The organism is Salinicoccus halodurans (assembly GCF_900114445.1).
In the GTDB taxonomy this organism is placed as follows: domain Bacteria; phylum Bacillota; class Bacilli; order Staphylococcales; family Salinicoccaceae; genus Salinicoccus; species Salinicoccus halodurans.
Genome location: NZ_FOTB01000005.1, coordinates 97,044 through 121,984, shown reverse-complemented (window position 1 = coordinate 121,984; position 24,941 = coordinate 97,044). Strand labels below are relative to the sequence as shown.

Annotated in this window: 27 protein-coding genes; 9 read left to right on the top strand and 18 right to left on the bottom strand. The window is 41.6% G+C overall.

Annotated features, from left to right (window positions below):
- The first annotated feature begins 179 nt into the window (after positions 1–179).
- The 5 genes from BM271_RS11170 to BM271_RS11150 are packed head-to-tail and all read left to right on the top strand — an operon-like array spanning position 180 to position 3,934.
- Entirely contained in the window at positions 180–839 is a 660-nt protein-coding gene (locus BM271_RS11170; protein ID WP_046790833.1) for a hypothetical protein, read from the top strand.
- Positions 826–1,584, top strand: coding sequence for a cytochrome c biogenesis CcdA family protein (locus BM271_RS11165; protein WP_046790834.1), 759 nt, complete (start codon positions 826–828; stop codon positions 1,582–1,584). The genes BM271_RS11170 and BM271_RS11165 overlap by 14 nt, the downstream gene beginning before the upstream one ends.
- A gap of 16 nt (positions 1,585–1,600) precedes the next feature.
- The gene (locus tag BM271_RS11160; RefSeq protein WP_046790835.1) at positions 1,601–2,140 is read left to right on the top strand and encodes a TlpA family protein disulfide reductase; all 540 of its coding nucleotides are present in this window, start codon (positions 1,601–1,603) and stop codon (positions 2,138–2,140) included.
- A 38-nt stretch (positions 2,141–2,178) separates the two neighbouring features.
- Positions 2,179–2,862: a response regulator transcription factor gene (locus BM271_RS11155; protein WP_046790836.1), complete on the top strand. Its 684-nt coding sequence runs from the start codon at positions 2,179–2,181 to the stop codon at positions 2,860–2,862.
- A gap of 49 nt (positions 2,863–2,911) precedes the next feature.
- Positions 2,912–3,934, top strand: coding sequence for a sensor histidine kinase (locus BM271_RS11150; protein WP_234960564.1), 1,023 nt, complete (start codon positions 2,912–2,914; stop codon positions 3,932–3,934).
- 319 nt (positions 3,935–4,253) lie between these two features.
- Here BM271_RS11150 and BM271_RS11145 read toward each other — a convergent pair whose 3' ends face one another.
- The 8 genes from BM271_RS11145 to BM271_RS11110 form a co-directional block, all read right to left on the bottom strand.
- Positions 4,254–5,624 carry an adenylate/guanylate cyclase domain-containing protein gene (locus BM271_RS11145; protein WP_046790838.1) on the bottom strand — a complete coding sequence of 457 codons (1,371 nt, stop codon included), beginning with the start codon at positions 5,622–5,624 and terminating at the stop codon, positions 4,254–4,256.
- A 4-nt stretch (positions 5,625–5,628) separates the two neighbouring features.
- A complete protein-coding gene (locus tag BM271_RS11140) occupies positions 5,629–6,357 on the bottom strand; it encodes an adenylate/guanylate cyclase domain-containing protein (protein ID WP_046790839.1) in 729 nt (242 codons plus the stop codon).
- A 1-nt stretch (position 6,358) separates the two neighbouring features.
- On the bottom strand, positions 6,359–6,922 hold the full coding sequence (locus tag BM271_RS11135) for a Pycsar system effector family protein (protein ID WP_046790840.1): 564 nt from the start codon (positions 6,920–6,922) through the stop codon (positions 6,359–6,361).
- A 762-nt stretch (positions 6,923–7,684) separates the two neighbouring features.
- Complete coding sequence (locus BM271_RS11130) at positions 7,685–8,176, bottom strand: dihydrofolate reductase (protein WP_046790841.1); 492 nt, start codon at positions 8,174–8,176, stop codon at positions 7,685–7,687.
- 137 nt (positions 8,177–8,313) lie between these two features.
- Positions 8,314–8,733: a pyridoxamine 5'-phosphate oxidase family protein gene (locus tag BM271_RS11125; RefSeq protein ID WP_046790842.1), complete on the bottom strand. Its 420-nt coding sequence runs from the start codon at positions 8,731–8,733 to the stop codon at positions 8,314–8,316.
- A gap of 104 nt (positions 8,734–8,837) precedes the next feature.
- The gene (locus BM271_RS11120) at positions 8,838–9,638 is read right to left on the bottom strand and encodes an alpha/beta hydrolase family protein (RefSeq protein ID WP_052749896.1); all 801 of its coding nucleotides are present in this window, start codon (positions 9,636–9,638) and stop codon (positions 8,838–8,840) included.
- 44 nt (positions 9,639–9,682) lie between these two features.
- On the bottom strand, positions 9,683–11,149 hold the full coding sequence (locus tag BM271_RS11115) for a PTS transporter subunit EIIC (protein ID WP_046790843.1): 1,467 nt from the start codon (positions 11,147–11,149) through the stop codon (positions 9,683–9,685).
- 162 nt (positions 11,150–11,311) lie between these two features.
- Positions 11,312–11,566 (bottom strand): hypothetical protein, encoded by a 255-nt coding sequence (locus BM271_RS11110; RefSeq protein ID WP_046790844.1) that lies wholly within the window; start codon positions 11,564–11,566, stop codon positions 11,312–11,314.
- A 144-nt stretch (positions 11,567–11,710) separates the two neighbouring features.
- Between BM271_RS11110 and BM271_RS11105 the strand changes: the two genes are divergently transcribed.
- The 3 genes from BM271_RS11105 to BM271_RS11095 all read left to right on the top strand — a co-directional run bounded on the left by BM271_RS11105 (position 11,711) and on the right by BM271_RS11095 (position 13,593).
- Positions 11,711–12,370: an SDR family oxidoreductase gene (locus BM271_RS11105; RefSeq protein ID WP_046790845.1), complete on the top strand. Its 660-nt coding sequence runs from the start codon at positions 11,711–11,713 to the stop codon at positions 12,368–12,370.
- A 393-nt stretch (positions 12,371–12,763) separates the two neighbouring features.
- A complete protein-coding gene (locus BM271_RS11100) occupies positions 12,764–13,207 on the top strand; it encodes a LytTR family DNA-binding domain-containing protein (RefSeq protein WP_046790846.1) in 444 nt (147 codons plus the stop codon).
- Positions 13,204–13,593, top strand: a complete 390-nt coding sequence (locus tag BM271_RS11095; RefSeq protein WP_082103689.1) for a DUF3021 family protein — start codon at positions 13,204–13,206, stop codon at positions 13,591–13,593. The genes BM271_RS11100 and BM271_RS11095 overlap by 4 nt, the downstream gene beginning before the upstream one ends.
- Before the next feature lie 51 nt (positions 13,594–13,644).
- Here BM271_RS11095 and BM271_RS11090 read toward each other — a convergent pair whose 3' ends face one another.
- The 3 genes from BM271_RS11090 to BM271_RS11080 form a co-directional block, all read right to left on the bottom strand.
- Positions 13,645–15,348 (bottom strand): ABC-ATPase domain-containing protein, encoded by a 1,704-nt coding sequence (locus tag BM271_RS11090; RefSeq protein WP_046790848.1) that lies wholly within the window; start codon positions 15,346–15,348, stop codon positions 13,645–13,647.
- A 125-nt stretch (positions 15,349–15,473) separates the two neighbouring features.
- Positions 15,474–16,271: a carbon-nitrogen family hydrolase gene (locus BM271_RS11085; protein WP_046790849.1), complete on the bottom strand. Its 798-nt coding sequence runs from the start codon at positions 16,269–16,271 to the stop codon at positions 15,474–15,476.
- A gap of 21 nt (positions 16,272–16,292) precedes the next feature.
- Entirely contained in the window at positions 16,293–16,730 is a 438-nt protein-coding gene (locus BM271_RS11080) for an SRPBCC family protein (protein ID WP_046790850.1), read from the bottom strand.
- 180 nt (positions 16,731–16,910) lie between these two features.
- Between BM271_RS11080 and BM271_RS11075 the strand changes: the two genes are divergently transcribed.
- Positions 16,911–17,351, top strand: coding sequence for a GNAT family N-acetyltransferase (locus tag BM271_RS11075; protein ID WP_046790851.1), 441 nt, complete (start codon positions 16,911–16,913; stop codon positions 17,349–17,351).
- Between the two features lie 115 nt (positions 17,352–17,466).
- On the opposite strand, the gene BM271_RS11070 is transcribed toward BM271_RS11075, so the two are convergent.
- The 7 genes from BM271_RS11070 to BM271_RS11040 all read right to left on the bottom strand — a co-directional run bounded on the left by BM271_RS11070 (position 17,467) and on the right by BM271_RS11040 (position 24,835).
- The gene (locus BM271_RS11070; protein ID WP_046790852.1) at positions 17,467–18,489 is read right to left on the bottom strand and encodes a hypothetical protein; all 1,023 of its coding nucleotides are present in this window, start codon (positions 18,487–18,489) and stop codon (positions 17,467–17,469) included.
- A 239-nt stretch (positions 18,490–18,728) separates the two neighbouring features.
- On the bottom strand, positions 18,729–19,802 hold the full coding sequence (locus BM271_RS11065; protein WP_046790853.1) for a hypothetical protein: 1,074 nt from the start codon (positions 19,800–19,802) through the stop codon (positions 18,729–18,731).
- Between the two features lie 122 nt (positions 19,803–19,924).
- Positions 19,925–20,764: a YitT family protein gene (locus BM271_RS11060; RefSeq protein ID WP_082103724.1), complete on the bottom strand. Its 840-nt coding sequence runs from the start codon at positions 20,762–20,764 to the stop codon at positions 19,925–19,927.
- A 144-nt stretch (positions 20,765–20,908) separates the two neighbouring features.
- The gene (locus BM271_RS11055) at positions 20,909–21,799 is read right to left on the bottom strand and encodes a diacylglycerol/lipid kinase family protein (protein ID WP_046790854.1); all 891 of its coding nucleotides are present in this window, start codon (positions 21,797–21,799) and stop codon (positions 20,909–20,911) included.
- Between the two features lie 223 nt (positions 21,800–22,022).
- Positions 22,023–22,283, bottom strand: a complete 261-nt coding sequence (locus BM271_RS11050; RefSeq protein WP_046790855.1) for a DUF378 domain-containing protein — start codon at positions 22,281–22,283, stop codon at positions 22,023–22,025.
- Between the two features lie 144 nt (positions 22,284–22,427).
- Positions 22,428–23,657: a metal-dependent hydrolase family protein gene (locus BM271_RS11045; protein ID WP_046790856.1), complete on the bottom strand. Its 1,230-nt coding sequence runs from the start codon at positions 23,655–23,657 to the stop codon at positions 22,428–22,430.
- Between the two features lie 26 nt (positions 23,658–23,683).
- A complete protein-coding gene (locus BM271_RS11040) occupies positions 23,684–24,835 on the bottom strand; it encodes a hypothetical protein (RefSeq protein WP_046790857.1) in 1,152 nt (383 codons plus the stop codon).
- Positions 24,836–24,941 lie beyond the last annotated feature (106 nt).

Genomic DNA, 24,941 nt, shown 5'->3' with positions numbered 1-24,941 from the left:
ATCGACGTAAAATTGATATCTATAATCAAGTATAAGCTTTATATGTGAAAGTATGATGAAATTAAGGCGGAAACTGCAAGGAAGAGGCACTTTATAAAAAAACTTAAATTACTTTCATAGTATTTTCACATTCATTCTCTAACCTTATATAAGGAAGGTTGGACTGGAGGAGAAAAGAGATGGTTCTCACCAATGTCATGTTGTCAATGATTGTGGTTATTATAAGCTTTATTGCAGGTGGCGTAGCGTATTACATATTCAGTGAACAGCGCCGTAGAGAAAAAGTGAAAATCATGGAGGAAATCGCCTCGGTTCTAATCAATTATGTACTTTTTATCTGGTTGGCAAAAGTGATTTTAAATTTCTCCTTATTCATCAGGGAACCTCTGACGATATTGGCATATCCGGCTACTGCAGACGCTTTCTATCTGGCATTTGTGTTCAGTGCAGGATTATTCATATATCATTCCGGAAAAAAGAATGCAGACCAAGGAGATTTTATAAAAGCATTTTCAATGGTTTTCCTGATTACTTCCATAGTGTATGAACTGGTTCAGTTTGTCTGGAACAATGATGAAAGTTCCTTTGGATACTTATTATTACTGTCAACGATTCTGATTATATTTTTAATCTTTGAGAGGCGGGTAAAAATAAGGTTTTTAGCTATGGTTCTAATCACTTTATGGTCAGCCGGAATGCTGCTGCTGTTTAACTTTTATCCAGTCGTTACGGTATTTGGATATATTATGCGGCCGGTGTTTGTAATTTTATTTTTTGTGATCAGTAATCTGATCGTATTTTTCACAGTTGGAAAGGAAGATGAGCATGATAGGTATTGAAGCCGATACGATGATATTCGCAGGGATTGCTTTGGCGATGGGGGCCGGGGCGTTGTCATTCCTGTCCCCGTGTGTTCTGCCGCTGTTTCCTGCATACATATCATATATCACCGGTATCAGTGTAAAAGAACTGCAAGTTGGAACGAACACAAAATTACGGAGTCAGATACTCAGTCACTCAATGATTTTTTTGTTCGGTGTGTCTTTTGTATTCATCAGCTTAGGCGCAGGCGCCTCATTTTTGGGACAGTGGATACAGAACCTGCTGATCGGCGACTCGGGACTGCTGCTGCAGCGGATCGCCGGTGTTTTCATCCTGGTCATGGGTCTTTTCGTGGCAGGATGGATCAATATCCCGACATTAATGAAAGAAAGAAGACTGCAGTACTCTAAGAAATCCGCTGGATATTTAGGAACATTTTTTGTCGGTCTTGGCTTTGCAGCAGGTTGGACGCCCTGCATCGGCCCCATTTTCGGTTCGATTCTGCTGCTGGCTGCAAGCAATCCGGGTCAGGGTATGATTTATACAGTGATGTATGTCATCGGATTCGGTCTGCCTTTTATCATGTTGAGCTTCTTTCTTGGATCGACGCGGTGGATTGTCCGCTATTCCGGCATTATCATGAAAATTGGCGGAGTGGTGATGATCATCATGGGGCTTGTGCTTTTTCTCGGCTTGATGCCCCGCATGACGGAATATTTACTTAACCTTGTGGAAGGCACATGGTTGTCAAAATTAGGATGACAGGAGGACTTTTAAAATGAAGAAAATTATACTTATCATTGTGGTCGTCGGTATGGTCGGCTGGGCAGTCTACGAATATATTGGAGCGCCTTCCAATGATGCAGGCATCACTGAACAGAACGAATCTGAAGATGTTGGTCTGGCCGAGGGACAGACTGCACCGGACTTCCTGCTGACAACACTCGAAGGGGAAGAAGCCAAACTGTCAGATTTCAGGGGGCAACCCGTAATCATCAATTTTTGGGCGACCTGGTGCCCGCCGTGCCGGGCAGAAATGCCTGACTTCCAGGAGCTTTATGAATCCGAGGATGTGGAGATCCTGGCTGTAAACCTGACGGAATCGGAGCAGAGCGTAGAAGGTGTCCAGGACTTCGTCGATGAACTGGGTCTGACGTTTCCGATTCCCATGGATGAAGAGACAATCGTCTCTCAAATGTATGAAGTACAGTCCTACCCGACTTCCTACATGATTGATTCCGAAGGTAAAGTGCAGTTCGTGGCGAGAGGTGCGATCAATTATGATATCATGCAGAGTGAGCTGGCCAAATTGGATTAAACGAAGCTCCAGTATATGATCATGGTGAGGTATCTATTATGAAACAAAAGATTTTGGTCGTCGAAGATGACCATATGATAAGAAATTTAATTAAAATCAACCTGGAAAACAATAACTACGATGTAGTGGAAGCCGCTGACGGAGCAGAGGCGAAAAATGTATTTCTGGATGCCCATCCGTGTCTGGTCATACTCGATCTGATGCTTCCAAAAGTGAGCGGGGAGGAATTCTTTGAATGGGTCCGTGAACAGGAGCGTAATGAAGTATCTTTCATCATGCTTTCAGCGAAATCCCGGGTCAGTGATAAGGTCAAAGGACTCAAGATGGGAGCTGATGATTATATCACAAAACCTTTCGAACCGGATGAACTTGTCGCACATGTCGAAGCTGTCCTGAGGCGCACCGGTCAATTTTGCCAAAAAGTCGTCCATGGCGGGCTCTGTATCAAACCGCGTAAAGGCGAGGTACAGCTTTATAATCAAGATATCGCATTGACGAAACATGAATTCAACCTGCTATATTACTTCATGCAGCACCCGAATATCATCCATGACAGGGAGACACTGATCAAGCATCTGTACCCATACGCAGAAGATTCCGTTCTTGACCGGACGATCGATGCACATATCAAGAAACTACGGGGAAAGATTGAAGAAGATACTTCCAATCCACAGCGGATCCAGACAGTCCGGGGAATGGGGTATAAATTTGTCGTTTCGTAAAGTCATCAGAAAACTCCCCCCGCAGGATTTCCTATGGAAACTCTCTTCTTTGAATATCATTGTAATCACTTCGGCAATTGTGCTGAGCGGTCTTGCGATTTATAACACCGCGTGCGTCCTGGTCGGTTCGATGGGAAATTTGAATGATATACAGCAAGCACAGTTCAACTCTGTCCTGTTCAACTATCTGCTTATTTTTGTTTCGGGGACGATCATCACCGCCAGTCTGCTTCACTACTATCTGACAAGGAAATTGGTCAACCCTGTCCAAAAACTGATTGAATCCACCAAGCAGATGGAAAAGGGGGAATATCCGGCTCCTGTGCCCGTGACCGCACGCGGGGAGATTGGAGAACTCACTGAGCATTTCAACGGTCTGGTGGACCAGCTTAAAGCAAATGATGCAGACCGCAGTAAGATGATTTCCGACTTGTCCCATGAAGTGCGTACACCGCTGACTAACTTAAATGGCTATTTAAAAGCACTCCGGGACGGGGTTGTTGAGGGCGATACAGAATTGTATCAGTCACTGCTCAATGAATCGAAACGCATAACCGAGATGATTGAACAGATGGAGCTTTTAAAAGAATGGGGTGAAATATCGTCACATCATTATACCGAATACGAAACCAGAAATATTGCCGCACTGATTGAGCAATGTGCCGGCATGTTCCAGCTTCAGCTGGGAAGGAAGAACATCTCCTTGATAACCGATGCAGAGGACTGTACCTTCCGACTGAATGCTGAGGGTGTGCAGCAAGTGATGACAAATCTGATCGATAATGCGTTGAATCATTATGAAGACAGTGCACCCATACAGATAAAAGGGAGTGCCCAAGGTGGCCTTTATCACGTATCCGTCAGCGCTCCCGGACCTGCAATTCCCGATAAAGAAAAAGAACGTATATTTGAACGCCTGTATCGTCTGGATACTTCCAGAAGCCGTGAGACCGGCGGCCACGGACTGGGACTTGCAATCGTCAAAGAAATCATTGATAAACACAATGGTCAAATCAGAGTTTCCTCAGAAGATGGCATCAACACTTTCTGTTTTACACTGCCTATAAGGTAGTTTTTTATTTTAAAAAGTGGGCTGTACTTCAAATGCAAAGAATATATCTTTAGATCATTTTCGTTCTAAAATATTATATGTAAGATTATAAGTGGTTTTATATAACGGATTCCTCACCTTACTTATCTAATAAGTAAGGTGAGGGTCTACCTAAATCAAACATCACTAATGATGTACAAAATTCCTATATGATTTTTATAATAAACCACATAGCGAGAAAATTACTGAATTACCGGACACCACGGAAGTATTTTAGGGTTACATGAGCAGGCAAGAACTGTCTAGCTTATTTTAACAAACGACGTAATTGAAATTATAGCTACTTAGTTTCTAACCATTGTTGAATTCTTAAAAATTCCGTTCTATCTTCTTCTGGTAAATCATCACTTCTAAGTCTATCTTTAACAGCTGACTTTAGCCTATGAGCATATCCTAAATTATTAATAATGAGCTCGACGCGGTGTAAGTGCAACCACGTTGTAGAAGCTTGTATCACTAAGTATTCATAAGCTTCTTCCCAAATCTTCAGTTTACTATATATATCTACCATATATATACATATGTCTTCCTTTATTTCACTTTCTGTCTTCTCTAGCTGGTTTCCAATACACATTAATTTTGTGACTGTGTTTTCCCAGAAACTTCTTTCCATAGCTATTATATAATCATTTTCCAAAAATGATTTTCGTAGTATTTCATAGTAAAAATTATATTCTTTATTTTGAAGTTTCTTTTTCTGTTCGTTGTAATCATTCTCTAATTCCCTAGCCTCGTCTAATTTTGAGTCAAGTTCTTTTTCCTTAATTGCTAAAACAGCTTCTTTTTCTCCTAATTCTGCAGACTTTGAAGAAAGTTTAGAAAGAGAATCTTCATATATTTTAGAAAAAATATCCAAACTCTTATCTTCTTTGTCATTATATTGAGAAACTACAGGATCAATCTCTTTTTCAATATCTAAATAATATTGGTTATTTGTATAGCCCTTTAAAAGATTGTTTCCTTTAATGGTTTCGAATTTTTTCCATTCTTTATACTTATTGTAGTCAGACAAATTAGAGTATGTAGATGAACTTATAAATATAGTGCTGTTTGAAACTGCACTACTGAATTTACTAGCTAAATTTGTACTATTTCCAATCCACACAGTTCCATATTCCACTTCTTCTTGTTCAGGATTTTTACCTCTCATACCAACTTTAGACAATGATACATCTCCGGTATGTATACCTATGCCACATGAAATTCTATATGAAAATTCTTCATTCAAAATAGGGTTTAATAGTTTATCGAGTAAAGTACACATGTATCTGGCAGAGGACACTGCTTTATCTTCTGATGTATGGTATTGGTCATCTATAAAAGTTGCTAAAACTCCGTCTCCCATAAAATCACGAACTACACCGCCCGAATATCTAACAGCTTGGACAATTATTCTAATATAGCTTCTATATATTTTGACAAGATCTTCAGAATCAAATTGATTTGGTAATTTTGTCGATTCCCTTATATCTATAAATAACATCGAAATTTTTCCTGTAAGAATTTTATTACTATCAGTTAGTGTATCAGTATTTGCTAATATATCGGTCATTTGTTTTTCTAATACCTCTGAGAAAATAATTTTATTAACAGCATTAGAAGCTGATTCCATTGCGTCATTAGGAATTTTATTAATTTCTATTCTGAACACCTCCCTATTTATTTCTGTACATAGAATAACCGTCCTCATTACTACTGAACTTAATATTTCCGTTTTTACCAGAAGGCCATTCATTCTTGATTTTTTTTGAAACTTTCACTTCATTCCGTGTCTGATCCGCATATTTTGAGGCTATATTAATACAGCTTCCAAAAGCTTTAACATCGTACGTGTCTTCAATTCCAATTTTTGTAACTATGACACTATCAAAAGTTACTCCCACCCCTATATCTATAATATTTCCTAGATTTTCATCTTCAATTATTTTATTTATAACTTTCTCTCTGACAGTAAGCATGTCTAGTCCACATAAGCCTGCATTTTGAACTGCTTTAGTTTTAAACATGTGACCTTTTTCACGAGCAGTTTTTCCTCCCCAAAAAACCATTATTCCATCCCCCATAATATCAATTACTTTTCCATCATAGTATTTTATGGTTTCAAGTAATGCTGTTAAAAAAACATGCATAGTTAAAAAGGTTTTTTCAGGACCAACAGTTTCTGCTCGTTGGGTAGATCTCCTCATATCTACAAATAAGACAGCAAAATTTCCTTTGTCAAAAGACCCAAACTCTAATTTATCTGCTTCAAATTCCGGTATAACGTCCGAAATTGCTGATGCATAAAATTCCCTTCTCTTTTCTAATTCTTCTGATAAATTTCTTTTTGCTGCATTGTAGTGATTGATGGTCTTCTGGTATACTTCATCGACATTGATACTCATATTACCCTCCTACTGTTAAAAGGATTAATCCAACTAAGAAAGCAGAAATAAGTGACATACTGAAAGCTCTAGTAACCCATTTCATTGTTTTCATTTTTTGTTTATTAATATCGTTTAATTTATATAATTCGGCTGTCATATTTTCAATGATATCTTGTGAATTCATTTTTAAGACATCATTTTTATAAGTCGTAAAACTATACTTTTTCATCGGGTGTGTAAGGAACCACTTAGAATCATATTGAAAGTTGGATGTACGTCCTTTTATAGTATTTATTCCAAAAATAAACACACTTAATGTACTAATTAGACAGATTATAGATAGTAAAATAATTAAGACTCCTAGCCAACTACAGGGAGAAATAGTTTGAACTAATGATTCAATAGTATTTATACTAGCCAAAATTCCTCCAATCATCGCTACTATAGCTGCCATGATAATTGAGACTTTAGTATCTAAAAATCGAATATTTCCTGATAAATCTGAAATTGCATCTGAAAGAAAACTTTGCTTTAACTGCAAATCTTCATTTATGATTTGAGATTCATTATTATCCCCAGTCATTTCATTACTCCTATATTTTAATTTATTGTTACTAATAAAATATTTTACTCCTTACAAGGCCATTACCTATATTTAGTTAGACCATATTATTACAAAAACTTTTGATTCAACTTCTGTAGTTAAACAGGCGATGAGGATTAAAATTAAAAGAAAGACATGTACTAATAAAAAATTTCTTCATTTCGCTATCTCTCCTAGATATTGTTAATTATATTCTACTACACACGGTGTCATGAAGTATGCTTTTTTCTTATCTATATCATATGTAGGTTAGTAGTCATATAAGATTAATAACCTTGGTAAGTTTTTCACTACATATATAAATTAGTATTACCACTTTTTTGTTCATTATTTTCTTTTCAAAATAAGCTAGAGGATTGTCTCTACTATACTCTTCCAATAAACGACCGTTTATTGGAATATTTTCAGTATTAAAATTCACTCCCTTTTATTAACCTTCTGTGGTACATTAACTCGTCTGTTTAATAATGTATAATTATTTGAAATGAACTAGAGTTTTTATACTATTAATAAAAGCAGTCAGAAATATCTTCTGAAGTTTAAGCAGGTAATGTCTTACTCAAATTATTTAAGATGTCATTTCATTTTTTAATAACATGAGATTACATTTCATTAATATTTTTCAACCTTATCATTCTATGATGAGGTTTTATTCAGATAATTGTCATTCTCTCATATTTTATCTACCATAGTATTTTGCGCTCGAAGGTTCATTAGTTTTTTAGTTATTATATCCTTCTACTACTTCCGTCTCCACAATTCAAAGGTGTGCTCATATTCGTTTTTTTCATCCACGATCCCTTTTTCGGTTTTCACCAGTTCAAATGCATCATAATTGAAGTCATCCGGGAAATACGTGTCCCCTTCAAAAGTATCGTGGATCACAGTCCTGTATAATTCATCGACTTCATCTGCGAATATTTTAAATAAGGCTGCACCGCCGATGATATACAGATCTTCCTCGTTTTTATCTTCAAGCTCGAGCACTTCTTCTTTTGTATGAACTACGATTGCACCCGGTGCTTTGTAATCTCTCTGTGCCGTCAAAATGATATTGCGGCGTCCCGGCAACGGACGGTTTGGTATAGTCTCATACGTCTTCCGGCCTGTAACCATGTCTCCGCGCATCGTTATCTTTTTAAAAAACGCCACATCAGCAGGCAGTCTCCATGGCAGCCCGCTTCCTTTTCCAATCAATTTATTTTCATCTTCGGCCCAAACATAGGCTAACATCCGAATCACTCCCCTTATCGTTGAAAGCTGATAGTTCTCTTTACCCTCAATATCCTGTAGATAAATAAATGGAAATTTAAGAAAGCCTGTCAGTTTTTTTATACTGACAGGCCCCGCTCTCTGATTACCCACACTGTCTATAAGGACAGCGTAACATCTCCATATTCATCATCATTCATGATTTTTATATCTTCAGGTATGATTTTCAATACTTTCAGATGTGGGCTTTCCTTCGAATCAAAGAATTCTTTGTCCCTTTTTTCCCACAGCCAGTCAATCAGCTCCTGATCGTCTATCCTCTCAACATTCCCGTAAACTTCAACAAAAGCATGATCCTGAGAATCATGGAAACCCAGAAGCACATGGGCATGAGGATTATCTTTCAGTTCATCATATTTTGGTGATTTATCGTTTGTTTTGGCATAGAGTGTCAAACCATCATTATAGAACCACATATAACGTGCATTCGGCTTATTATTTTGTGCTGTAGATAAAACACCGATCTTCGATTCACTTAATATTTCAGTAATACGATTTACAGCTTCAGACTGTTCCACAATATCACCTGTCCCTTTTAGCGTTATACAGGTTAATACCACAAACCCAGTCAACTCAACCATTACACGGATAGTGAGGAAAGTATTTTCAAGGAGGTTTCAATTTAGATATGCCTCTTTATCCAGTCAACGGTTGTATCCAGGACATATTCATCCTTACTGCTTTCCGGATCCAGACAGTTGAATATATGATCCGCATCTTTGACAATTTTCATATCCCTCACTCTTGCATGACGGCAGGTGTCTATGATTTCATGCGCATGCTGATATGGCACTAATACATCCTCTGTCCCTGCAACAGCCAATATATTGCCTTCGTATTTACTGATTTCATCCATTGGATTGGAAGCTTCAATTTCATCAAACCATGTTTTAGACAGGATAAGATCTTCTCTCCAGCCCATCGGGATTGTTGCATATCCCTTTTCTTCGATTTCATCATGATAGCGTTCAAACCAGCCGTTAAAAACACCCCGTCCATTATGGCAAGCACCTGACAGGCTCACTGCAGCCGTTATAGAGTCAGCATGTCCCCCAAGAAATTCCGTCATCACACGCGCCCCTTGGCTGAACCCGAGAATACCGATCCTCTCTGAATCGATACGTTCATGTCCAATCATATATTCATAGACTTTCTCAGTATCAGAAACTTCCCCGTAAAACGTAAGGTCCTTCTGATCCGCTTCGCTGTCACCGCATCCTGCAAAGTCAAAACGGACAGATGCAATGCCGACTCCTGCCAGTTTTTCGGCCAGATTTACGAACAGGTCCCCCACTTCGTTTTTCTGCGATCCTGTGCCATGACATAAAATCACTCCAGGGGAAAATTCTGTCTTTGTCTCTGGTATGTTTAAAACTGCCGGGATATTATAAAATTCATTACTTATATTCAATTTTGACTCCATATACACACTCCTGCTCACACAAATATTAAAAGCCTGCAGGGAAATCAGTTCTTAAGATTCTCTTTCGCTGGATTTTTAGGTTTTTCACGCTTCTTTTCCATTTCCATATTATCATTATATCCCCAGACATATGTCAGTCCGAAAGCTAAAAGCAATGTAACGGCAGTTACCAGGACGGCATACCAGAAATTCGCAGTGATGCCGAGTTCAGGGTCGATGAACGACGGCAGACCGATGATGGATCCGATGATGCTCCACATGTTGACGCCGAGCAGCCCTGTCAGAAACCCGCCGACTGCACTGGCGATGCTGGCGCATATGAAGGGCCTTCGGAAACGTAAGTTTATACCATAGATCGCCGGTTCAGTAATTCCGCAGAATGCTGAAAAGGCTCCGGCATAACCCAGTTCCTTGATATCCGCTTTCTTTGTTTTTACCGCGACACCCAGGGACGCACCGGCCTGCCCCACGATAGTTGCACTGACTATAGCCGACAGATAGCTGTACCCCAGCGTCGCAAAATCATTCACATAGACCGGTATGATGCCCCAGTGCAGACCGAAGACGACAAGCAGCTGATAGAACGCATTGATGACAGCTCCAAAGATGGGTGCATTCATGTTCAGCATGGTTTCCAGCCCGTTGGCAAGAAGTGACGAGAATCCAACCAGAACAGGTCCTGTAATAATGATTGTAATGGTAGAGACGACTCCGATTACAACGATTGGTACAAAGATAGCCTGAATATATGTAGAAACCCAGCTTTTCAGCCAATTCTCCAATTTTTTCACCATCCAGGCAGCAAGTATCATTGGAAAAATGGAATATGTATACGCAATGAAAGGAAAGTCGAAGGAACCAAGGGAAAAGATACTCGAGCCATTGTCCGCTGCTTCAAGTACGGTCGGATGAATGATGACACCCCCAATGACAGCAGTCAGAAGCGGGTTCCCGTTCAAACGCTTCGCTGCATTGAAACCGATCAGCACAGGCAGGAAATAGAATACAGCATCAGCCATTGCATTGATGATCAAATAGGCAGTGCCGGTTTCAGAAACAACATTCGTCGTAGTCAGTACTGCCAGCAGACCTTTAATAATCCCTGCAGCAGCAAGAATACTGATAATCGGCATGACAGAACCGGTAATGATACCGATAAATCTATTGAAGTTTCGACCCATTTTTCCAAAAACAGAACTGTCTTCATCCAGGGCAGAAACCGGCTCTGGATCTGATGACGAATCTTCCGAAATGGACAGTCGGGCAGCGACTTCCTTATAGATGTCATCCACCGCCGGCCCTACAACCACCTGGTATTGACCCCCCGCTTCCACAACACCCATCACACCATCCAGCTCTTTGATTTTCTCTGTTTTGGGTTGAGTATCATCTTTTATGTAGAAACGCAGACGTGTTACACAATGTATGACATTGTCGATGTTATCTTCACCGCCGATCAATTCAATGATCTGTTTCGATAGTTCATGATAATCTTTCTTCTTATTCTTCATGAAAGCACCTGCCTCCCCTTCCAATATTTATCTTTTATTCTTCTATACAATAACAGAATACCCTAAAATCAGGCTTCGAGACGGTTTTAAAATCGTCTGTATATAAAATTAAAAGCTTTAGGAGTAACAATAAATACTCTCTGTCCTCTACGGAAAAAGCTTTCAAATAAGTACGATTACCAAGATAGGAAGCAGCAGCAAAATACCATTCAATATTATCAGCAGCAAGCTCTGCCCCCTCCTATTTTCATCTATCAAAGATACGATGGATGCAAAGAACAGCATAAAAGCAATGACTGCCGGGAAGCCGAAAGGGAGCAGGAAAAAATTGACGACTATATTATTTTGATTCATGGATGCTGTAACAATAAAATAGATGATATTCAATATTGTAAATAATATCAATGTATTTTTCATAATATCCTCCCCGCCCGGGTAATCATCATATCGGTGTCTATATGATTTCCATAAATTTTCTGCCCGGTCTTTTATCTTGACCCAAAGTGATCTTCAGGTAGTATCCTATATACATAGAAGTAAACATACAAGGAGGAAGTATCGATGAAAGTGGGAATAATTGGAGCAAATGGAAACATCGGATTACGTTTAGGAAAAATTCTGTCGAGTCGTGGTGTAGACACTTTAGGGTTCGTCCGCAAAGAGGAACAAGCAGAAAAGCTTAAATCCATCGGAGTCAACCCAAAAACCGCAGATATCATTGAAACCTCAACCGAAGACTATACGACGTTGCTCGAGGGCACAGATGTATTGGTCTTCACAGCAGGTGCCGGCGGTGCCGGAGTCGAAACCACCCGTAAAATTGATGGTGAAGGTGTATCAAAAATGATTGAAGCGGCTGAAGATGCCGGGGTGAAACGCTTCATCCTCGTATCCGCATTTCCGGATGCATGGCGTGATAAGAATATGCCTGAGAGTTTCGAATTCTATATGAAGATGAAACGCCAGGCGGATGTCGCCCTTGTAAAATCCAAATTGGATTGGACCATCCTCCGGCCAGGCACATTGACGGATGAAGGCGGAAGCGGGAAAGTTACAATCGGACCCGCTGTTGAATATGGGGATGTATCCCGCGACAACGTGGCAGCTGTTATTGCGGAGTTAGTCGAAACTGAAGAAACTTCCCATTCGATTTTAGAACTGACAGATGGAGATACACCAGTAAAAGAAGCGGTGGAAAGTCAGAAACGCCCGCATAAATAGAAATAATCAATTTAGCGAGAAGATATTATCATCTATTTTATATCGATAATTGCAATGGCAAAACTTGAAAATTTATTATTTTCCATGAATCTTTCACAACAGGCATCGGCCAATCTTAGCCGACGCCTGTTTCTTTTTCATCATCTGTCAATCCTCTGACGATGACTTCTCAATTTTCCCCCAAACAAACTTACCGGTTGCGACAAATCACTGACCGCTTAGGAAAAATTCGCACGCAGGTTAAATCTTCCGTTATATACTGTGAACAACAAATAAAAGGAGAGGTTACTTATGTTATCAGATTTAAGAAGAACATCTATCGATTCTACTAAAATCTCTTGCAATCAGACTTAGCTTCACTACAGAATAAGTTAAGTGATAAGGGGGATTTTTATGAAGACTGAATTGGTTATTAATGAAAAGTTACATGACGATGAAGTAAAGATTCACACAAAAACTGCAACAGCAGGAGCACGCATTTTATCTTATATAGATCACTTTACGACGGATAGAGAGAATTTAATTATTCGCTCGGATGAAGAATTTTTGATGATACAAAAATTGGATATCATCTGTGCTGAAGTACAGGATAAAACCTTGACGATTTACACCCAAAACGAACAAGTCATGACGACAAAGAGTTTAAGTGGATTAATGGAAGAAATAAAATCCGAAACCTTTTTGAAAGTGTCTAAGTCCGAAATGCTAAACATCCAGATGATTGACCGTGTCGAACCATCGTTTTCCGGAAATTTAATTGCACGCATGAAAAACGGTAAAAAAGTCAGCATTTCAAGACGCTACGTTTCATTAATAAAAGAAAGGCTGGGGATATGATGTTAAAGAATCTACTCAATAGTGTATGCATTTCTATTGGCATTGGGAGTTTTATCTATCTATTAAATGCTGTTTTCGGTCAATTTGATGCGGTTCAACCAAAAGAAATTATTTCTGTGTGGATTGCCTCTATGCTTATCGGTATTGTTTCGTCGTTATACTATACAAAAATGTCAGGTTCACTCGTTACCGTAATGCAGTTCGGAGTCGGTATCGCAGCGTTTACAGCCATCGCATTGGTAAATGAATGGATAACGATCAGTCTGGCAGAAATTCTTTTCTACGCCGCCGCAATATTTATTATCATGCTCATTATCTTCATTTCATTCTACTTTATCTCGCTACTCGACAGTAAGAAAATCAATGATAAATTGAATAACAAATAGCATACTAAAACGCACTCTCCAATAAGGACAGCTAGTGCGTTTTAAATTTCATCACTTTATCTTGAGATTTCTGTAACGGTTGAGCGCTCCGATGAATTCCTGTTTTCTTGGCAGCGCCAGGTTACCCGGATGTCCGGCATAGGGGGAAATGGAATCTAATCCATTCTGCTCTATATGTTCATACACTTGGTCTGCTGCCTGGGATAATGTCAGTCTGTCATCCAGTATATTGTTCCTGAGATAATCTATCATCACCGAGATGCAATTAGTCTGGCTGTCGTCGACAAGTTGTTCCAGCCCCGCGAGTTCAATCGGTTCCCTGCCATACATTATGACAGTCCGGCCTTTCGGTTTCAGCCTTGCATCTTTACCGGACTTCGAAAAACCAGATTTCAACGGAACTCTTTGGGTAATCTCACCGAATATGTTGTCTGACATATCCTCTTTTTGGTATGCGTCTGAATCAGCAATATTTTTTGCGGCATCAGTGACATCTTTCAATTTGTATTCATCCATCATGAGCACCTGATCAGCGACATCAAAATAATCTCCGGAGCCGCCGACAATCAGTATCGTTGAAACATTCTTATCTTCGTACAGTGGTTTCACTTTCTTTGAGAACGGCGTGATCGGTTCTTTGTCAGGTGCAATGAGTTTCTGCATGCGTGCGTCCCGAATCATGAAGTTGGTCGCTGAAGTATCTTCATCAATCAGCAGGAGACTGGAGTCTGATTCCAGTGCCTCCATCACATTTGCTGCCTGTGATGTACTGCCGCTTGCATTTTCTGTTGAAAACACACGGGTATCCTTCTTTGCCGGCAAGTTATTAATGAAGGTGCTGATGTTCACTTTTTCAATATTCCGGCCGTCTTCAGCCCGAATTTTCGACGCATCCTGCTTTACAATGACCATCTCACGCCCATCGCCCGGGATATGGTTGTACACACCGCGTTCCAAAGCCTGAAGCAAAGTGGACTTGCCGTGGTAACCGCCTCCGACAATCAATGTAATGCCTTCAGCAAGCCCCATCCCTGTAATGATCTTTCCACTTGGGAGACTGATTTCTACTCTAAGATTATCAGGACTTGAAAATGGAACCGCCTTTTTCATAGGTTTATCCGATACACCGCTTTGTCTGGGTAAGGTTGCACCATCGGCAACAAATGCGATGAGATTTCTTTGATCAATTTCTTTTCGAATATGCTCCTGGTCCAGCATCAGGGACACCTGCTCCTTGAGTCCTTTCTGATCAAGATTCTTATAGAGCATAGCTTCGTCCACAATTTCAGGGAGTATGCGAGTTAAAATACCAGCCGCTGCTTTGCCCAAAATCTTCCGTCCTGCAGCAGGCAGACCGATTTCGAACCGTACTTCAACTTCATCTTCATCAATGACGACAGACGTCCGTTCAACAATTTCCTCACCGGGACGGTCAATTAAAATTTTGATATTTTTATTGTTCATTCCAGTCGAATTCTTATGTTTTTGTATGCTTTCTCCAAATGCACGCGTCAAAAAGTCTGACACTGCTATGATTTTATTTTTTGAATCCAGTAAATCAACTGGAATTCCTGCTGTTTCCCGATTCATGATGACCCGTATTTTAGATGGAGGGGCGTATGGATCGACTTGAATATGATCGACAGCAAGCTTGAAACGGTTGAACTGATAAATACCTTTCAGCTGTTTATAGGCACCGTATTTCTGTCCGTCCAGATTGTTCAATACAGATTCAAGTTGTTTAGCGTTTTTCATACATATGCTCCTTTTGGAAAATATATGTTTACGATACATATACAATTTTAACAATGGGGTCGACTGAATTATAGTGGTATGTTCATTAAAAAAGACATCAACCTCAGTCGATGTCCCTGTAAATATTATAAGAAGTGATACATTTCCCTTTTTCTGCTGTCGAATATCGGTACTTCTTTCCTTATCCGGTCCACTTCTTTGCCGTCTGTCTGCCCTTTGACGGTGGCTTTTGAATTGTCATCCGCTTCATCCACAACGTCTCCGAAAGGACCAATGATCATCGAACGCCCGGCGAATGTCTCATCCACTATTTCTCCATATGTGTTTGAAGCAATGATATAGCACTGGTTTTCAATCGCACGTGCGGCGAGCAGTGTCTCCCAGTGTTTTTTGCGGGCGAGCGGCCACTCTGCCACGACGAATATCGATGTTGCACCTTTTAAGGTCAGATCCCTGAATAGCTCCGGGAATCTGAGATCATAGCAGATGACGAGACCGAATGTCTCCCCGTCTAGTTTGAATGTGTCGACTTTCTCTTTGCCGCCTGTGAGGTATGCCGGCTCGTCCAGCATGGGTACCAGGTGCATCTTGGAGTACTGATAGACCAGTTCCCCGCTTCTATCCATAACGAAAGCTGTATTATAAACATCATCAGTGTCATCCACGATATTTGCTACAGATCCTGCGACAATATTGACATCGTATTTTACTGCAAGCTCTGAAATGACAGACTTTGCCGGCTCGAGATTGCGGCATGCAAGCCTGTCCACATTCTTAAGGTCGTAACCGGTCGTCCACATTTCCGGCAGCACGACGATATCTGTTCTGCTAAGATTTTCTTCTTCAAAAAGTGCTTTCACTTTTGAGACGTTACTGTCTACATCACCATATTTCACTTTGAACTGTAATACTTTGATGTTCATCATATACACCCCCATTTTCGGTTATTTGACAGCCAGCTGCTCCAGCTTATTCACCTGGCTGTCGAGCACTTTTTTTATTACAGGTTTGGCACCTTTTAAAATCAGATTATACTTCCTGCCGGCACCTTCAAAATTACTCGTCACAGTCACCTGTGTTTCATCATTGCTTGCCGGAGCAAGCTGGAACTCGGAAGTGATGATGCCCTGTCTTAAAGTCGTCCTTACTTTTACATGGCGATTCTCTTCGTACTCTGTGATTTGCGAACGGAACTGATAGGTTTTATTCAACACTTTCAACTTTGTTCTGAATTTGGTCCCCTTAGCCCGATGTTCCTCTGTGAAATATTCATTGCCCTCGAATATGGGGCTCCACTGCTTCAGTTTTTCATCATCATTGACCACATCGAATATTTCTTCAGGCGAAGCTTTCATCTGTCTGTCATATCTGTAAAGTTCCATTTGAAAATCACTCTTCCTTCAAAGTAGTTGGATAGTCTGTAACAATCATATCATTTTCCCGGGTCTCGACAATCACTTTGGCTATTTCTCTGCTTTAAAATATCGCACGGATATTCTCAGCACATTTTGCTTTCTTTTATCCATGCTCTCGATTATCATGATTTTAAAAAGGATGACAGAATGATGAAACTAAGAAAAGACAGAAGTTTCAATTCTAATGATATCAATGGTTTATACTTGAGCAAAGGGTACAGCTCTTACGAAAACAGACTGGATGCACTGTTTGATGCGGTCCTCTCTTCGGATCATGTCATCACAGCATGGGATGAGGCCCGGATGGTCGGCATCATCCGTTCTTCCGGAGATCAGAATTTCACCCAGTATATTTCAGACCTTATCGTCCATCCGGAATACAAGACCAAAGGTCTCGCTTCAAAATTGATGAACACATATATAAATGAAGTTTCTGAAGTGGATGAAATATTCCTGATGATGGATGCGGCACCTGGCAATTCATTCACCAAAAACTGGCTCATCTATAAAGGGTTTGAAATCATTGCCGAGACTGGGGAACAAACCATATATCTGATGAAAAAGGATGAGGAAGAAAACGAAATGTGAGGGTCTGCCTGATGAAGCCGCATCATTCCTCATACTAGACATCGTCACCCCAAAACAGAAAAACAGGGCGGGAATCGCGATTGATTCCCGCCCTGTTCAAGTTTTTGCCGGTCTTTTATTCAACAGATCCTTCTATGCCTTCATCTTCTGTTGAAGGGCTGACGATTTCATCCGGATTCGGCTTTTTGATTTCTGTATCGTCAAATGCACCATAATCTGAGTAATTCAGGATGATTTCGACTTTAATTTTCTGCTGTGGATTCTGCTCTCCTGGTGCAGAAGCGATCAGATTCACACTTTCGAGTTCACTGGATTCTTTGTTGATGAATGCTACAAAGCCGGTCTCAAGCTCTTCCATGTTTGCACCTGTAAATTCCACCTGGAAATACTTCTGATAAAGCTGATGAACTTTCTCATCATCACCGGTGTAGTACAGAAGGTCATAGTTCCCCGCTTCTTTCACCTGCAGTGACTCCGGCATCTGTTCAATGATTTCATATACTGTGGAATAAGTGCCATATACCAGTTCTTCAGGACCATATTGAGCGGAATAGTCCGTCCAGCCCCGGTCTGTATTAAGAATCACTTCGCCTGTCTCACTGTTGGCATAACCATGCGGATAAGTCACATTGAAACTTTCATCTATATAATCCGAAGCAACTTCCAATGTTCCCTCAGTCTCATCAATCTGCGCCCTGTTCCCTGTAAATGCTTCGTCCAGGACCTGCTCGCCCTCAGTGACTTCGATCATGATTGCAGTCTCCTGCTGATATGATGTGACTTCTGACGGTGCCTGGAGCACATCTTCGACGGATTGATCAGTTTCCGTTGCACTGTCAATCATGTCGGCTTTATCCTCGCCGAGATCATAGGCCGACTTCATATCTTCTTCATCGATTTCCGCTTCCGCCAGATCTTCGGAAGACCCTTCATCTGACGCAGCATCAGCATCTGATTCTGCACCTTCACCGGATTCTTCTTCTGTACTTTCTTCCTCTGTGCTCTCTTCTGAAGATTCTTCAGTGGCTGCCTCTTCAGCAGTGGCCTCTTCCGTGCTTTCTTCTGTGTTCTCTTCCCCGTCGCTGCACGCTGCTAAAAACAATGCGCTAACCAGCGTGGCCGATAATAATTTTTTCATATTAGTCCACCCACCCAAATATAAATATGATATTCTACATATCATTGTAACATTATCGTGATATTTCTGTAACATTTTACAAAAAGGATGGGCAAGGCAAACATTTTAAATGCAGACAGTGGATTTGCTCTCCCCAAAGAATGAAAAACAATAAATCATTATGTTGTTTTTTGTCACATTAAAAATACAGGGCGGGAATCAATCGCGATTCCCGCCCTGTTCAAGTTTTTGCCGGTCTTTTATTCCACCGATCCTTCTATGCCTTCATCTTCTGTAGAAGGTGCTGCTATGTCATCCGGATTCGGTTTCTTGATTTCCGTACCTTCGTCAAATAAGCCGTATTCCTGATAGTTCAGGATGATTTCTATAGTGAGAGTCTGTTCCGGATTCTGCAGTCCCGGTGCTGTTGCAATCAGATTGGCACTCTCGAGGTCTCCGGATTCTTTATTGATGAATGCCACCAGGCCCATTTCGAGTTCATCCATGTTCGCTCCTGTAAATTCCACTTTGAAATTATCCTGATAGAGCTGATGGACGACATCATCATTACCGGTGTAATAGAGGATGTCATAATCCCCCTCCTCCAGCACTTGAAGTGAATCCGGCATCTGTCCGATGATTTTATGGAGATTGGAATAAGTGCCATATATCAGTTCTTCAGCTTCATACTGAGCTGAATAGTCCTCCCATCCTGCTCCTGTATACATGAACAGCTCACCGGTCCCGCTGTTACCGTAGCCATGTGGCTGGATAATCTGGAAATTTTCATCGAAATAGTCGGAAGCAACTTCCAGATTTCCGTCAGCTTCATCGATTTCCGCTGTGATTCCCTGGAAGGACTGGTTCACGATCTGCTCCCCTTCAGTGACCTCAATGATGATTGAAGTATCCTGTATATAGGAAGTTATTTCTGAAGGTGCTTTAAGGACATCATCGACAGTATTATCGGTTTCCGTGGCATTTTCAACCATCCTGACCTTATCTTCATCAATATCATATGCATCATCCGGATTTACTTCGTCCATTTCCCCTTCTGTCAGATCTTCCGTCCTATCATCAGATGAAGCCGATTCTGCTTCATCGCTTTCCTCAAGCGAATCTTCTTCCGCCTCTACGGTTGTGGCATTGCCGGAACCTTCCTCACTGCTTTCTTCCGATTCTTCATCAGTGGTTCCCGCCGACTCTTCTTCGACCGTCTCCTCTTCAGAGGATTCTTCCATCGTCTCTTCTTCCGTACTCTCTTCCTCTCCGCCGCCGTTGCACGCTGTTAAAAACAACAATCCGGCAAATGTTACAGTCCATATCCTTTTCATAAAATTCCACCATCCATCATAAATATTTTTCAGAATATTATATCATCCGTAATATTTTTGTAATATTACTATTCTACCCATAAAAAAAGGATTGGAAGCATAAAACTTCCAATCCGTTCATATTATATAAAATAGTTTCCAAGGACGCTGTTGACGTCGTGTACGACGACGAAGGCACTGTCATCATATTTTTTAATGAGACGTTTTATCCTGGTGAGCTGGGATTTATTGATTACTACGTAAAGGATGTCCTTATCCTCTTTCGTATAGAACCCTTTGCCGTTCATCGTTGTAACACCGCGGCCGATTTCGCTGTTAATCATTTTACCCAGCAGTTCCGGATGTTGCGAAATGATGGTGATTGCCTTTTTCGGATTCATGCCTTCGATGATGAAGTCCATGACTTTCGTCGCGATATATAGTGCGATGACTGTGAGCAGCACCTGTTCTATCGTCATTACGGTAAGTCCGATGGTGATGACGATCATATCGAAGAATAAAAGCGCGTAGGAGACGTTGACATCCAGATATTTGTTGGCAAGCTGCGCCAGAATCGTCGTCCCTGCCGTAGTCGCCCCTACTCTGATGATAAGTCCGATGCCCAGTCCCACAAACAGGCCGCCGAATACGGTATTGACCAGGATTTCATCCGTCTGTATGTGCCACGTCTCTGTGAACCACAGGAAGAATGACATCAGGAATACGACAAGTATCGTATAGTACATCGAACGTTTACTTAAAAATTTAAAACCTACCGCCAATAAAATTGCGTTAAGTATGAATGTTGATATTGCCGGTGATATGTCGAATGCATAAAGGAGTATAATTGCGAGACCAGTGACTCCGCCTTCACCCAAATTCCCTGCGATCATGAATGTATTGACTCCAATGGAAAATATGAAGGAGCCAAATATGACGGTAGCCAGGTTGATCAATGTCTGCAGGGTGATCGTCGGGCTGATGGTCAATTTTCTTTTGTCAAAGTTTATTTTTTTAAGTCTTTCTCTGATTTTCACAATATATTCCTCCTTCTGCGCGTTTATGCCACCCGATATATGATAAATCAAAAAGGGAAATATTTCAATATGCCGGCCTGGCTTTTTCCATCAGCGGCTTTTCTCCGGGATGCTGATCCTGATCCGTCCCGGAACCAGCTTTATACCGAGCGGCCCAAAAGGATGGGCATCTCCGTCGACATTCATCACTTCAAGCCTGTCTGCCGTAATTTTCAACTGCCTGCTTTTTATATACCGTACATTTTTGTGCTCCGCAATTCTGCCCTTCATCGCCAGCCAGATAATTTCCAGAATGTCCTTTGTATTGGAATCTTTGATGTTGAGCACATGGAGCGCTCCATCATCCAGTGCCGCATCCGGGAGCAGCCTGCTGAAACTGCCGACAGATGATGCATTCGCAACAATCGTTGCAAGGGAGGAAGCGGTTATCTGTTCCTCTTCCGTTTCGATTTTAATATCATAGGGTTTCATGGACATGAGTCCCCGGATGCCTTTATATAAATAGGCAAGGGTGCCATACCGGTTTTTCGTCTCCGACCTTACCCTGGTGAATGATTCCATGAAATCACCCAAAGCAATTAGATATCCGGCATATTTACCATTGTACTCGACTGCATCCGCTTCAACGATTTTTTGTGGCCGGGAGAGCGCTTCGACCGCTTCTTCGAAATCCAGAGGGAGGCCGAGTGTACGGGCATAATCATTCACAGTTCCGGCCGGCAGTATGGTAAGAAGCGGATTCCCGCCACTCTCTGTGATACCGCCTATAATTTCACCGATTGTTCCGTCACCGCCGACCGAGACGATCAGGTCACACTCTTTCGCATTCTGCAAAGCAAGGGTTCTGGCACCTGTGGAAGGCGTGTATAAAATCTCCGCCTCATAGCCGAGGCCCGTCAGCTGTTCAATAATCTGATATTCCACCGGATGTTTCTTTTTCCTGCCTGATTTTTTATTGAGGATAACTACTGCCTTTTTCATAATTTTCTCCTACATTTTAATACTTTCATTATAGCAGAGACGGGGAATCAAGAAGAGAAATTGAGTGTTTAGAACAGTCGGATAAAACTAGCAACTAAAAAAATTCATCATTTCCAGCAATATAAAAAAGCCAATCTGCGATTGGCCTTTCCTGATTCGGTAGTCACGTTATTTAAAATATGCGATATTTCCATCCTCTTCCAACTGACTTGCTCTTTGCTGATTATCTCACATCATGTTCTGTTTCTGGTCTTCGCTTATCATCTCTTACTATCCTTGCATCATAATAGTTATTGATATATGCAAAGAACTTCAGGGAGTACAGCGCAGACAGACCTACAAGAATATAGATGATTTTTGAAAGGATGGCATCCTGTCCTCCAAAGATGGAAGCAACGAGGTCGAATTCAAAAAGCCCTACAAGAAGCCAGTTTAAACCACCAATAATTACCAGTGCCAAAGCTATCATATCCAATGCTTTCATGATATTCCTCCTTTTTTCTATTAAATATTTTTCCTTACTTCTTAGAGATAAACCCAATACATATTTATTATTCAAATCAGACTTTGACCAGGTTGAAAAAGAGAAGAACAGAGGCGGTATACCGCCTCTGTTCTTTACAGTTAATTAAATGATATTTTTATGGATGACGCCATCTTTCGCGACAACCTGGATATTATCGTGATCTTTCAGTGCACCGATATTTTCCAGCGGGTTTTCGCGTGAAAGGATAAAGTCAGCTACATAACCTTCTTTGACCAATCCAATATCTGTATAGCCCAGGCATTCCGCAGAAGTTTTCGTAGATGCCACAATGGCATCCATCGGAGTCATGCCGCATTCGACCATTAGTTCGAGTTCTCTAAGGTTCGTCCCGTGTTTAAACACGCCGGCATCTGTACCCATGGCAATTTTCACACCCGCCTTGTACGCTCTGGTGAAGCTTTCCTTGTGGTATTCCAGCACCTCTTTGGATTTATCGACCGCAGTCTGGGGCATGCCGAGCTCTTTTGAAAACTCGAGGACTGAAACCGGTGCAAGGAGTGTCGGAACCAGATAAGTACCCTGATCTTTCATCTGTCCGCACACTTCATCATCGAGGAAAATGCCATGCTCAATCGAATGGATGCCCGCTTCCACACATTGTCTGATCCCTTCCAGGCCCTGGGCATGCGCCATGACTTTGACACCATTCCTGAATCTTGCCTCTTCTACGATCACTTTGAGTTCTTCCAATGAAAACTGTGTGAATTTAGGATGGTCTGTCGGACTGGAAACACCGCCGGTCGCATGGACTTTGATTACATCGGCTCCGGCTCTGAGCATCTCCCGCGTCTTCTTGCGCACTTCCTCGACACCGTCACATACACCATGGGGCATGCCCGGATGGGCCTGAATCAGATCAGTGACGACGCCTGAATAGTTATAGCCGTCGCCGTGGCCGCCCGTAATCGTGAGGGCATTCACACTAATCTGCATTCTTGGCCCTGCAACGAGCCCGTCATCAATCGCTTTTTTAAGTCCAAGATCACTGCCGAGTGCATCTCTGACAGAGGTCACGCCGGCATTCAATGTCCGGTTCAGGTATTCTGTGGCAGCATAGAAATTGTATGAAAATGGTGTTGTAAGCCTTTGTTCCAATGGTTTGAATTCCGTCATCATATGCACGTGGGCATCGATCATGCCGGGAAGCATGTACTGTCCCTTCCCATCAAGCACCTCGGCATTTTCCGGCTGCGCTTGATCAGAATCGATTTCACTGAATTTGCCATCTTCGACAAGCACATTCGTATTTGTTACAACATCGGATCCTGTTCCATCGATCAGATTGACATTTTTGATAAGCAGTTTACCCAATATAAACACTCCTATTTTTTAATGAATTAAATGAGACTCATGACAAATGTAGCAATAAATACAGACGCGACGGTCACTGTTACAAACCCGCCAATCAGCATCGGCGTGACCAGTTCCTGGAAAAGTTTCGCTTCGTCTTCAGCATTATCGGTCTCACTGCGGGCCACCTCTTCACAGATCAGATAGTCCCCCGGGAATCCGATGAGTGCTGTCAGTGCAACCGGCATCCCTTTATAAGGATGCCATCCGACAAGTTTCGAAGCAATCAGACCGCCGGCCATGATACCGAAAATCCCGAGGCCCAGTATCAGAATCACCGCTAAAATGTTATCGAGAACATCCTGGGGTGTAATGCCGCCCATCGTACCGATGATTACGAAAATCAGCGCGACCATCATGAAACTGAATGAATTCGCTGATTCCAGTGCACTTTTCGGCAGAAGATTAGTGTTCAGAGCCAGTATGCCGAACAGCAGACAGAACAGCGTATAGTGGATACCTGTCACACTGCCGAGCATGACACCCGCTGCAGCAAGAACGAATATGGCGAACAATTTGATCGTATTGTTTTTCATCAGGCTGAATCTCACCGGTGCAACATCTGTTTCATCATCAAACGGGATGCTGCCCGCTTCTTTGCCTTCAGCCATAAACCTGCGGCCGTATTTTTTCATGAATGCGGCTGCAAGCGGCATTCCGATGACTCCCTGGAATGACTGGACCAGGACAGGCACCACAATCAGGCTCGTAAGACCGAGTTCTGTCAGCTTTTCATTGGTGATCAGAAGCGCAACGACCCCGCCCGAGACAGGACCGATACCACTTGCGGCTGTCGGGAAATCATATATCAAAGTAACAAGACTTAAAATCAGCGCAAGCGCCCCCGCCAGACCGGACAGCGCAATGACAACCGCCCTCCACTGTTTCTTCAATATTCTGAAACGCATCAATGTGCCCATATGTACAATCAACGGTCCAATCAGTATTGCCCCCAGTGCGGGCAGTGTTGAAAGTTCAAGTATATTTTCAGGGAAAACACCAATCCATGTCAGGACCAGGAATCCCAGCATTGCCGTCATCAGCATCGGAATCCGTGCTCTGGTATAAATGGAAATACATTCACCCAAAGCGATCAGGGCAAACAGTATGACTGTAGCAACTATCGGTTCCTGCAACATGATCATTCACTCCTTTTCAATAAGTAGATTAAGTCATTATACAGCCAAATCACACATAAAGAAATAGATTATTCAGAAGAGAAAGAGTTTTTAGAATAAAAATACA

Bases quoted from the DNA above. Each gene is read 5' to 3' on its own strand.
- BM271_RS11170 (WP_046790833.1), top strand. From the start codon at position 180: ATGGTTCTCACCAATGTCATGTTGTCAATGATTGTGGTTATTATAAGC.
- BM271_RS11165 (WP_046790834.1), top strand. From the start codon at position 826: ATGATAGGTATTGAAGCCGATACGATGATATTCGCAGGGATTGCTTTG.
- BM271_RS11160 (WP_046790835.1), top strand. From the start codon at position 1,601: ATGAAGAAAATTATACTTATCATTGTGGTCGTCGGTATGGTCGGCTGG.
- BM271_RS11155 (WP_046790836.1), top strand. From the start codon at position 2,179: ATGAAACAAAAGATTTTGGTCGTCGAAGATGACCATATGATAAGAAAT.
- BM271_RS11140 (WP_046790839.1), bottom strand. From the start codon at position 6,357: ATGAGTATCAATGTCGATGAAGTATACCAGAAGACCATCAATCACTAC.
- BM271_RS11135 (WP_046790840.1), bottom strand. From the start codon at position 6,922: ATGACTGGGGATAATAATGAATCTCAAATCATAAATGAAGATTTGCAG.
- BM271_RS11130 (WP_046790841.1), bottom strand. From the start codon at position 8,176: ATGTTAGCCTATGTTTGGGCCGAAGATGAAAATAAATTGATTGGAAAA.
- BM271_RS11120 (WP_052749896.1), bottom strand. From the start codon at position 9,638: ATGGAGTCAAAATTGAATATAAGTAATGAATTTTATAATATCCCGGCA.
- BM271_RS11115 (WP_046790843.1), bottom strand. From the start codon at position 11,149: ATGAAGAATAAGAAGAAAGATTATCATGAACTATCGAAACAGATCATT.
- BM271_RS11110 (WP_046790844.1), bottom strand. From the start codon at position 11,566: ATGAAAAATACATTGATATTATTTACAATATTGAATATCATCTATTTT.
- BM271_RS11105 (WP_046790845.1), top strand. From the start codon at position 11,711: ATGAAAGTGGGAATAATTGGAGCAAATGGAAACATCGGATTACGTTTA.
- BM271_RS11100 (WP_046790846.1), top strand. From the start codon at position 12,764: ATGAAGACTGAATTGGTTATTAATGAAAAGTTACATGACGATGAAGTA.
- BM271_RS11095 (WP_082103689.1), top strand. From the start codon at position 13,204: ATGATGTTAAAGAATCTACTCAATAGTGTATGCATTTCTATTGGCATT.
- BM271_RS11090 (WP_046790848.1), bottom strand. From the start codon at position 15,348: ATGAAAAACGCTAAACAACTTGAATCTGTATTGAACAATCTGGACGGA.
- BM271_RS11085 (WP_046790849.1), bottom strand. From the start codon at position 16,271: ATGAACATCAAAGTATTACAGTTCAAAGTGAAATATGGTGATGTAGAC.
- BM271_RS11080 (WP_046790850.1), bottom strand. From the start codon at position 16,730: ATGGAACTTTACAGATATGACAGACAGATGAAAGCTTCGCCTGAAGAA.
- BM271_RS11075 (WP_046790851.1), top strand. From the start codon at position 16,911: ATGATGAAACTAAGAAAAGACAGAAGTTTCAATTCTAATGATATCAAT.
- BM271_RS11070 (WP_046790852.1), bottom strand. From the start codon at position 18,489: ATGAAAAAATTATTATCGGCCACGCTGGTTAGCGCATTGTTTTTAGCA.
- BM271_RS11065 (WP_046790853.1), bottom strand. From the start codon at position 19,802: ATGAAAAGGATATGGACTGTAACATTTGCCGGATTGTTGTTTTTAACA.
- BM271_RS11055 (WP_046790854.1), bottom strand. From the start codon at position 21,799: ATGAAAAAGGCAGTAGTTATCCTCAATAAAAAATCAGGCAGGAAAAAG.
- BM271_RS11050 (WP_046790855.1), bottom strand. From the start codon at position 22,283: ATGAAAGCATTGGATATGATAGCTTTGGCACTGGTAATTATTGGTGGT.
- BM271_RS11040 (WP_046790857.1), bottom strand. From the start codon at position 24,835: ATGTTGCAGGAACCGATAGTTGCTACAGTCATACTGTTTGCCCTGATC.